A 9,770-nucleotide genomic window follows, 5' to 3' on the forward strand; every position below is an offset into this window, starting at 1 on the left:
ACTGGTCACACTGGCGAAGACTCAGCCAGACACGTGCCCGCAACAGCCACTACAAACAACGCGGACACACCCCATAACTGTGATTGCAGTACTAGCTGCGGACAGCGACGAGCCGCCGCTCCCAGCACAACGTCGTTAGCTGATGAGCCAGTCGCTGTGCATCATTCCGGAGAATGAATTGACGCCGAGCTGGTGCACCCAATCGGCTCCGCAGTTCCCACCGTTCGGCTATCGGCTGACCATCACAGCAACCGGTTAAAAAGACCAAAGTAGAACGGTAGTCCGAGCTATCGGTCGTCGCGGTGACCTCCTACTGTCCCTAAGGTGAGCGGCGAACCAGCGACGGAGGGGTGAGTGCCTCGTCGAATAGCAGGGCGAGCAGGCTCGGCCGAAGGAGGATCTCTTGAGACCAACTAGTGCGCAAGGCACCGGCTTCGGCTCCATCTCTCGTTGCGTCCCCGCATGCGCGGAGCGACCCCCACGCTCGGCGAACGAGCGACCAATCGACATCTCCGACCCGGCGTCCTACATGGATCGCGGATCACGCACTCGGGCAGTGGCAGGTACGCAGCGGGCGCCCGAGTCTCAGCTTCGCGTCGGCAGCGCCCTCGCAGTTGATCAGCTGCCCGGAGCGAAACTGCGTTCCTGGCCGTGACTTACCACGTGACGCTCAGCGCGGAATCATTCACCGCTGAGGGCATCGGCGACCGGTGTTGGTGTCAGGCCGACTCTCACGCGTACCGGGAATCCCCTGGTGACCCGACCGGTCAATCGCACAACTCGGCCGTAAGACACGGTAGTGGAAACGATAAATCGGCCCAGTGCCGTTCCGGTCGCGGAACAAGACGCACTGCTTACGGCGGCACGGCAAAAGTCAATGGGCCGACCCTCACCCACCCTCTACGTGGGCGAAGAAACTGACAAGTAAGGTACGACAGAAGAGCATGGCATTCCACGAGCCGAAGATGCTAGGCCGTAGTAGGCAAATGGCGGATATCGAAATCCACCTAGAAACTGCGGCTGCCGGGGAGAGTGGAGGGTTGCTGCTGGTCTCCGGCGAAGCCGGGGCTGGAAGGACCAGCATGCTGCAATCCGCCATCCACAGCGCCCGGCGTAGGCAGTTCACCGTATTGTCAGCATGTGCCAGTCCGGCAGAGAAGCGTTTGCCTTTCAACGTCGTCCGGCAACTCCTTACGCCTCTGATGCACGGACGCCCGAAAACCGGCGGCCCCGCCACCGGTCAGGAAGCCCGGGTTGCCGAGGTCATGAGCATCCTGGCGTCGCACAGGCCTACATCGACCGGCGACCCGCATGGAGGACGCCCTGACGCCTTCGAACTAGAAGCTTTGCACGGGCTGCTCTCCAGTACCGCTCGAAGCGGTCCGATCATCGTTGTCGTCGACGACTTGCAGTGGGCCGATGCGCCCTCCCTCCACTGGCTCAACTGGTTGCCCTCAAGGATCAAGGGGCTGCCCGTAACAGGACTGCTGAGTGTGTGCGATGGCGAGCCGACGGAGGAACCAGCCCTCATGGACGACGTACTGAGAACCGCCCGAAGCATACGCCTTCGACCCTTGGGCGCCCATGCCGCTCGTAAGCTTATCCAGGACTCCTTCAACGACGACCCGGACGACGCCTTCGTGAAGGCTTGCACGAAGGCCACAGGAAGAAACCCGCTCCTCCTGAACGCCGTACTCGCCGCTGCGGCAGCGTGCGACCTGCAGCCCACGGCAGAATCAGTCGAAGAAATCAATGCATTGGCTATCGAAAGCCTGCTCCCAGCTTTGAACGCTCGCCTTCGCAGGGCCTCACCTCACGCTCTCGAGATGACCAGAGCCGTCGCAGTGCTGGATACCGCGGCGCGCCTGGACGTCGTCGCTGACGTTGCCAATCTGTCCGAGCAAGAAGCAGTACACACATCAGACGTGCTCGTTCGCATGGGGATCCTCAGCCTGCGCTCAGGCAATCTGACCATCACTCGTTCCCTGCTGCGCAACACTCTCCTTCGAGATATAACCGGATTGACCCGCGCGAATCTACACAATCGTGCGGCCGAGGTCTTGCACCATGCTGCTGCCCCTGACCAGCAAATCGCCTGTCACCTCCTGCGCACCCACAGGGTGGGCACCTCATGGGCCGCCGACACCCTCCAGTCGGCAGCCGACTCGGCGCTGGCGGCCGGAGCGACCGAGAAGGCAGTAGCCTTCCTTCACCGCCTCCTGCGAGAGCCTTTGGACGATCGGAAACGAGCCAACGTACTACTTACCCTGGGCTCCGCAACAGGGCACATCAACCTCCACACCGCTCTGGACTACCTCCGCAGCAGCAGGCAATGGCTGCAGGATCCCGCCCAGCGAGCGGACGCCGCTCGCATCACTGCACAAGTCCTCTGGTTCCTCGGCCGGCACAGCACCGCTGGAGAGCAACTTGAGCAGGCCGTTCACGACCTTGGTGAGACAGAACCATCCTGCTCCAGACTGCTGGCCACCGAGCAGACCGCACACGCCCTCATGCAACGAGCGAATGCTGCCTGGGGGCTAGCCCGGCTGGACGAGCTCCAGCGGAGATACGCCCACAACACGCGTGAACCGCTGACCCCCACAGCGGCTGGCCTGCTAAGCCTGCGCGAAAGCCACCGTGGGCGCTCCAGACAGACCACGGTCCGCCTGGCGCAGTACGCTCTGGCTCGTTCTCAGCACCGGCCTTACGACGCAGTGACACATGCACTGCCCCTTCTCGCACTCATACGGGCAGACGCTCTCGCAGTGGCGGAGCAATCCTGTGAGATCGGCGAACGAGAAGCACGGCGCACCGGCTCGCAGCTGACCATCACTGTCCTCAATACCCTACGTGCGCAACTCGCGAGGCGAAAAGGCCAGATCATGCTGGCGATAGAGCAGTCGCAAGCTGCACTCTCCCAATTCCACAACCTCGGACTTCGTCCGGATGAGGGACCAGCGCCGTGGGCACTTGCTTGCCTCATTGACGCATTGATCGAACGCGGAGACCTGAACGAGGCCGAGAAGGCGCTAATGGATCATGGGCTCGAGGGATACCTTCCGGAGCTACTACCATGCACCGACCTCCTTTACAGCCGCGGTCGGCTAATGATGGCAATCGGCCGCAAGCAGCGTGCGCTGGAAGACCTCATGCTCTGCGGAAACCACCTCCTCTCTTGGCAGACCGCCAACCCTGCGGTCGCTCCATGGCGGTCCACAGCAGCAATGGCGTGCGCATCACTGGGACGGAAGTCTGAAGCAGCACACCTGGCAACGGAAGAGATACAACTGGCACGCCTTTGGGGAGCACCAAGGCCTCTTGGGATCGCGCTGCGCCAGGCAGGAGTGGCCATCGGCGGGGACGCAGGACTAACGCTGCTCCGCGAATCAGTGGAGGCACTCGAAACTGCCTCGGCGCCACTCGAACACGCCCATGCACTGTGCGAGCTGGGCGTAGCACTGAGAAAGGCGAACGACAAGCAGGCCGCCCGTGCCCTCCTACGCCGCGCGATGGATACCGCAGAAAAATGCGGAGCTCAAGGACTGCTTGTCCGCGCATGTAATGAATTACGTGCCAGCGGCGGCCGACTTCGCGGAAGCGGACCACGCAAGGGCCTGAACAGCCTGACGGTAACCGAGCGCCAGGTCGTGAACCTTGTACTGGAAGGCAAGAGCAACCCAACGATCGCGAGCACACTCCAAGTCGCTCAACGGACGGTGGAGTTTCATGTGTCCAACGTCTATCGGAAGCTGGGCGTTGCCAGGAGAGAAGAGCTACCCTCGGCTCTTGGGTATTCCACGAACTTCTAGCGTCGACGCGATCCGTCGTACGCGGTCAGTGGCCACATCGCCAGCACGGGGCACCCCTGGACCGGCTTGCCAGACCACCTCTCCCCAGGTCGGCAATCTGCAACGCTTCTTCCGGGCAGGACTCGGCAAACTGCAGCTGGCCGCCCCCCGAGCTCGGGGCTGCCGGTACCAGCTGGGCATCACCCGCTACGCAATGATGGTGCGTGGCGCGTGGTGGTGGAGTGCATTGAGCCTCCGCCAACTTGAAGTAGCAGGTCAAAGGGCTGGTGTGACCGGTGCTTGGGGTACTCATGCTGGTCGTGGGCGGAAGTCCACAGTGAAGATCATTTGTCAGCGGTTGACTTCGAAGTTCGTCAGGGCGAGCAGGGCTCGCAGTAGTTGGGTGGCGCGGGCGGGGGCGGTGCGGAGCTTGGTGAGGATCCGCCTTAAGGTGGGCGAAGCCGTGTTCGACCGGTGCGCCTCCGACGGCTAGAACGCGGTTGGCTTCTTTTTACCCCGGGGTCAGGTTGTGGGTTCGGCTGGCGGCGTAGCCGGTGACGATCACAGGGGCGAGGATGTCGTTGTCTAGGCCGCGGAAGCCGAGGTCGGCCCAGCGCTCCGAGGCCGGCGGCGCGCAGGTGGGCCAGGATGTGGTCGTGTCGGGCGGCGGTGTTGTCTTGGGTGCGGCCGGGCCGGGCTGCGGATATCCAGATCAGGCGCCCGTTCTCGTCGGTCAGGGCGAGGAAGTGCAGGCCGTGATGGCGGTGCCTTCCGGAGTAGTTTCGCCGGTCGGCCTTGCCAGTGCGGCGCTGGTGCGGATGAGGGTGCCGTCAATCAGGACCACCTCCCCGCCCTGCTGGCGATCTTCTTCAGGGCGCGGGCCAGGCGAGGGGCCTGGGCGGCGAGCAGTCCGGTCAGCTCGTCGCGCCAGCGGCGGACGGTGGACTCGGAGACGTTGTTGCCGCCGGCCATGTCGGCCAGGCGCTGGTCATGACGCAGTACGGCCAGGACGATCACCGCGATCTTCCCCGGCGGGAGGATCCGGCACCCGGACCGTATCGTCTTCAGGTGACGCCGTAGCAGGTTGGCGATGTGGTTGACGGTGTGCGTGGACAGCGGCAGGCGGCGCTGGTAGACAAGCGGGCAGGTGTCCTCGGCGCGCTCTTCGGCTTTCGTCACACAATTCCAACGGCCGTCGAGGACACCGTGGTTACGGCTATGCCGCCGGACGCGTCAGGCTGGTACAGGTCACATGCGGGTGGTGAACCGGCCGTCGGGTAGTTTTCGCAGCCATCCGCGGTCGGTCAGTCTGATCAGTTTCCCGCGCAGCGGCTCCAGCCTGGACTTCACGCTGACGTCCACTCCCAGCGTCTGGCCGACCTGCCGGGCCGTGACTGGTCCGCCGACTTGGCGCACGGCGGTGAGGATGCGCTGGTAGTCCGGCGGGAGCATGGTCTCCTGCGTTTCCGGGCGGGCGCGAACCGCGAAGATGCGCCGAGTTCGTCGGCGGCTTCGCGTTACCGCAGGCGGTCAGAACTTCTGTCCGGCGTTCTCGCCGGGGGCACGGCCAGGATGTTGCGCACGGAGACCGGGTCCAGCCCGGCGCGGTCAGCGATGCGTGGCACGGACTGTCCGGCCTGCCGGGCGGCGTGGATCGCTGCCGCGAGCTCCCGGCGCGCGGACCGCAGCGCCTGCTGCGCTGCGGTCACGGCTGCCGCAGCTGTCTCCAGGTCTCCTCTGTCGTCCGCGGGGGACGGTGTGGGGATGGCCGGCATCAGAAGGGAGGTTCCTCGCCGGGAGCGTCCGGGCCGGCGATGGGTGCGGCCGGACGGACGGGACTGGCGGAGGCCCGGGGATCGTCCGGAGCGGTCTCACGCGGGGGAGCCGGCCGGGTGGTGCGGGTGATCGCCACGGTTGCGAACGTCATCGAGGCCCCCACGTCGTCGACATCCAGCACCATGCGTGATCGCTTCTCCCCTTCCGGGTTCTCCCACCGGTCGGTGCGCAGCCGTCCCGCCACCACCACCCGGGCCCCCTTCGACAGAGACCCGGCCACGTTCTCGGCAAGCTGCCGCCAGCAGCTGCAGTCCATAAACGTCGGCTCCCCGTCCCACCAGGTATTCGCGTCCCGGTCGAAGGTCCGGGGAGTCGAGGCCACCGTGAAGCGGGCCACGGCCACCCCCGCAGCGGTGAACCGCAGCTCCGGATCGTCCACGAGATTCCCGATCACTGTCAGAGGAAGGTCGTTACGCATGACAGGAAGCCTCGCACACACCACTGTCTCCCGATCGGCCGTCCCGGCCATCCAGCCGCCCGCAAACACGGACACCGGCAGGGCGATCACCCGCGGCGGTGCTCACCCCACCACGGCAGGATCGGAGGCAGATCACTGAGCCCGCGGGCCGGACGCGTCGGCATGGGCGACTCGCCGTCGTCGCCGTCCCACCTCCGTGCGTACTGGTCCGGAAGATCGCCCCAGCCCCAGTACGGGACAGGCCGGTGAGGTGTCCTGCCCAGCTCAACGACAGGGTCGATCCGCTTCTCCGTGACCGTGCACAGATGGGCCCAGCCGTCACCCATGTCGAAAACGTAGGCGAACTGCTCACCGGCCTGCAGCCTGCTCAGCTTGGTCGCATAGCCGTCCACCGTGCCGTCCGGGGCCTCACCGCCCCACCACTCCAGAGGACTGACCCCGGTGCCATCGGACAAGGTGAACAAGTGCAGATGAGCAAGGTCCCAGCGCGCGAACGCGAGATCGACAGCCGTCGCGAACTGAGCAAAGGAGTGCGAGCGTGAGGCGGCGAAGACCCTGCCAGGACGAGGCCACAGATCCCCACCGTGCCCGGACACCAACTCCACCCGGATAGACAGCCAGGTACGCGCCACTGACCACAGCCCCTTCCCACACGTCCGCCAACCAGGCCCCAGGGTATGCAATCCAGGGGGCCCTGCGGGGGGACTCTGTTGGCTACTGACTTCAGCTCGTCAGGGGTGAGCTTTCGTGAAGTCGCTGATGAGCCGGTTGTGGGGGCTGTATCCCTGGTGTGTGAGGTATGCGGAGGGGGGGCGGGCTGACCGCTGCGGGGCGTCAGCGCCGTGAGGCGGTACGGATGCAGGCGGCTGAGTTGTTCGAGCGGAAGATCAAGCCGCCGGAGGTCGCCCGGCGGCTGCGGGTGAGCGTGAAATCGGCCTACCAGTGGCACGAGCGGTGGAGGGACGGCGGTATCCAGGCTCTGGTCTCCCGCGGGCCGGGTGGTTCGCGGTGCCGTCTGTCTCCACGCAGCCTGGAAAAGCTGGCTATGTATCTTGAGCAGGGGCCGGCCGCTCACGGCTGGGTGGAGGACCAGGTGTGGACCGCATCAAGGGTGGCCACGCTGATCGGCCGGAAGTTCCATGTCTCCTACAGCGTTTCCGGGGCCACGCGCCTGATGCACCGGCTTGGTTTCAGCCCGCAAATCCCCGCACGGCGGGTCGCCGAGCGCGACGAGCAGGCCGTGACCGTTGGAAGGAGGCGACCTGGGCGGAGGTAAAAGAGCAAGGGCGGCTTGCGGGGGCTACGTCTGCTTCGAGGACGAAGCCGGCTTCACCCGCCGGCCGCCCAGGGGACGCACCTGGGGCCGGCGGGGCCGCACCCCGGTCGTGACCGTCAGCGGCCGGCGTTCGGGACGCCTGTCGGTGGCCGGGCTGATCGCCATGCGGCCCGGCTCGAGGACCCGACTGTGCCACCGCTTGCGGAGCCACCCCGCGGGAAAGGGCACACGTCGCAGCATGAGCGAGCGAGACTTCATCGCACTGATCGACGGCGTCCACCAGCTGGTCAGGGCGCCGATCGTGCTGGTCTGGGACCGGCTCAACACCCACGTCTCCCGCACGATGAGAACCCTTGTCACCGAGCGGGAGTGGCTGACCGTGTTCCTGCTGCCCGCCTACTCGCCCGACCTGAATCCGGTTGAAGGTGTCTGGGCGCACGTCAAATGCAGCCTGGCCAACCTCGCCGTCATGGCCCTCGACCGGCTGGAAACCCTCGTCCGCAACCGGCTCAAACGCCTTCAGTACCGGCCCGACACGCTCAACGGCTTCATAGCCGGCACCGGCCTGACTCTGAACGACGCGGCCTCACCCTGACAAGCCGAAGTCAGTAACAGTCCGAGGGCCTCGCCTGATACGGGAACAACCCAGTCAGCCAATCAGTGGCCAACTTGAAGAGGCTCACTGTCGCACTGCCGTTCAGGGTGACCTGTGGTGGTACTAACCTCCTCCGGAACACACTCGCTTGAGGGCGAAGGTGTTGGGTGGTCGCTTGGATGCGCGGACGCTAGGGGGTGTGGGGGCAGCTGGGAGTCTGCAGCCCCTGCGGCGGAAGGAGGAGAGCTGGCTTGTGGCGAGGCTGGCGTCGCCGGTCTTAGCGTCTCCTGTGATGCGTCGGGGTAGGCGCTGGGTGTAGGTGCTGCAGGAAGATCCGCCATAGTGCTCGGTGACAACGACGGGCTGGCTGCGGGTTCAACTTCGACTGACACGGTGGGGTGGCTTGCTGTTGTGTGGCTGACGGATGGTGCCTGGGCTGAAGAGGGCAGAGCCTGATCGGTTGAGGCTGACGGTTTGACTTTCGAGGCAGGTGTCTGGCTCGGTACTGAGCCTCGGACTGATGCCTGCTGCTTGTTGGCTTCGCTCGTGGACGGCTGGAGGATGGGCTTTCGGACCGAGGGTGGAGCGTGCGTGTAGACCTCTCCGGAGGAGTACCGTTCGTCCCAAGCCATCACTTCTTTAAGGTAGGCATCGGAGTTGTTGTAGCTCAAGATGGCTTCGCTCAGTTGGTCTGGATCTGCAAGATCGCGATGGTAGGCGCAAAGGTAGGCAGCGGCCGTCGCAGCTGCATCGAAAATGTTCTGGGGGTCAGGATCGCTGCCTCGCGGTGAGGTGGCCCAGCGCTTCCACGTGGCAGGGATAAATTGCATGGGGCCAACTGCACGATCCCATTCAGCTTCGCCGTCTACGGATCCCTTATCGCTGTCAAGGATGGTGTCGAGTCCTGGATGGCCATTGAGAACGGGCCCCAAGATAGGAGACAGCGATGTGCCTGCCGTGTCGAAACGTCCTCCCGCATGGTTGGATTCCACCTGCCCGATAGCCGCAAGGAGCGTCCAAGTGATGTGGCATGTCGGCGTCAGGCGCTTACGGTCTCTGGCAGCCTGGCGATAGGCCTCGAATGCAAGTGTAGGGAGGCCGAACTTGGCAGTCGAAATCGGAGCTGCGTGCGGAAGACGCGGCCTCGTCACAGGTGCCTTCCTGATCTTCGGGGTGCCTTCCCTGACGGCCTTCGGGGCTTCGATTGGCAGAAGTTTCCACAAGGGCCTTGGAATTACCGGAGCTGCAGGGGCGGCAGCGGTCACTTTCGGTTCCAAGTCAACCTCTGATACTGACGCGTTTAGGGCTAAGGAACCGCAGACCACTGCAGTTGCGGAGAATAGACGACGCCGACGTCGGCGAAGCAGCCTCCCGCTCAGGATTGGCCTCAAGAGAAAGTGAAGATCAGTAACGTGCATTGCCCAGCTTTCGATTCGGTGCCCTACGGCATAGTTCCTCCCTTATGAGAGGGCCTCCGCTGGGGAACCGTGATACGGCTCCTGAGTGTCAGCCCAACCTCTGTCTGTCTGCGGAGAACTGTTAGATCATCGTTCCGCCGCCCTGCCATTGATGCATGCGGACTCAGGTGCGTCTTCTGGCGCCGCCCTGTGTGAAACGAGCTCTGTCTCACACAGCAGTGGCGGTCGACGTCGCCAAGCCAGCCAGGATTGGCAGGGCCGGACTGTGAACGCAGCACATCTGGGAGGCCTCTTGGGCTTGATCGGTTTGAGGAACATCATCCCTCAGGGGCTTCGCCCCGGAGGGATGATGTTCCTCCTGGAGAGCGTGGGGGAGAAGAAGCCGCGTCTTCGCCGCTCGTTCACGCCGGAGTTCAAGGCCGAGAGCTGTGCCGGCGGG

The 9,770-nt window shown here is 64.6% G+C and carries 6 protein-coding genes and 1 pseudogene; 2 read left to right on the forward strand and 5 right to left on the reverse strand.

Annotated elements, in window-relative coordinates; all coding sequences use genetic code 11:
• Positions 1-965 precede the first annotated feature (965 nt).
• Positions 966-3,809 carry a helix-turn-helix transcriptional regulator gene (locus tag ACZ6C1_RS37915; RefSeq protein ID WP_469247615.1) on the forward strand — a complete coding sequence of 948 codons (2,844 nt, stop codon included), beginning with the start codon at positions 966-968 and terminating at the stop codon, positions 3,807-3,809.
• Positions 3,810-4,234: 425 nt separating this feature from the next.
• Here the strand turns inward: ACZ6C1_RS37915 and ACZ6C1_RS37920 are convergent, their stop codons facing one another.
• From ACZ6C1_RS37920 to ACZ6C1_RS37940, 5 genes are all read right to left on the reverse strand, one after another.
• On the reverse strand, positions 4,235-4,540 hold the full coding sequence (locus ACZ6C1_RS37920) for a hypothetical protein (protein WP_469247616.1): 306 nt from the start codon (positions 4,538-4,540) through the stop codon (positions 4,235-4,237).
• Positions 4,541-4,622: 82 nt separating this feature from the next.
• Positions 4,623-4,967, reverse strand: a complete 345-nt coding sequence (locus ACZ6C1_RS37925; RefSeq protein WP_469247611.1) for a hypothetical protein — start codon at positions 4,965-4,967, stop codon at positions 4,623-4,625.
• Between the two features lie 69 nt (positions 4,968-5,036).
• On the reverse strand, positions 5,037-5,240 hold the full coding sequence (locus tag ACZ6C1_RS37930) for a hypothetical protein (protein WP_469247612.1): 204 nt from the start codon (positions 5,238-5,240) through the stop codon (positions 5,037-5,039).
• Between the two features lie 322 nt (positions 5,241-5,562).
• Positions 5,563-6,042, reverse strand: a complete 480-nt coding sequence (gene ssb, locus ACZ6C1_RS37935) for a single-stranded DNA-binding protein (protein WP_469247613.1) — start codon at positions 6,040-6,042, stop codon at positions 5,563-5,565.
• 86 nt (positions 6,043-6,128) lie between these two features.
• Complete coding sequence (locus ACZ6C1_RS37940; RefSeq protein ID WP_469247614.1) at positions 6,129-6,674, reverse strand: IS1096 element passenger TnpR family protein; 546 nt, start codon at positions 6,672-6,674, stop codon at positions 6,129-6,131.
• 167 nt (positions 6,675-6,841) lie between these two features.
• Here ACZ6C1_RS37940 and ACZ6C1_RS37945 point away from each other — a divergent pair.
• Positions 6,842-7,913: pseudogene (locus tag ACZ6C1_RS37945) on the forward strand (IS630 family transposase).
• Positions 7,914-9,770 lie beyond the last annotated feature (1,857 nt).

The sequence above is a fragment of the Streptomyces sp. NPDC041796 genome (assembly GCF_055590785.1).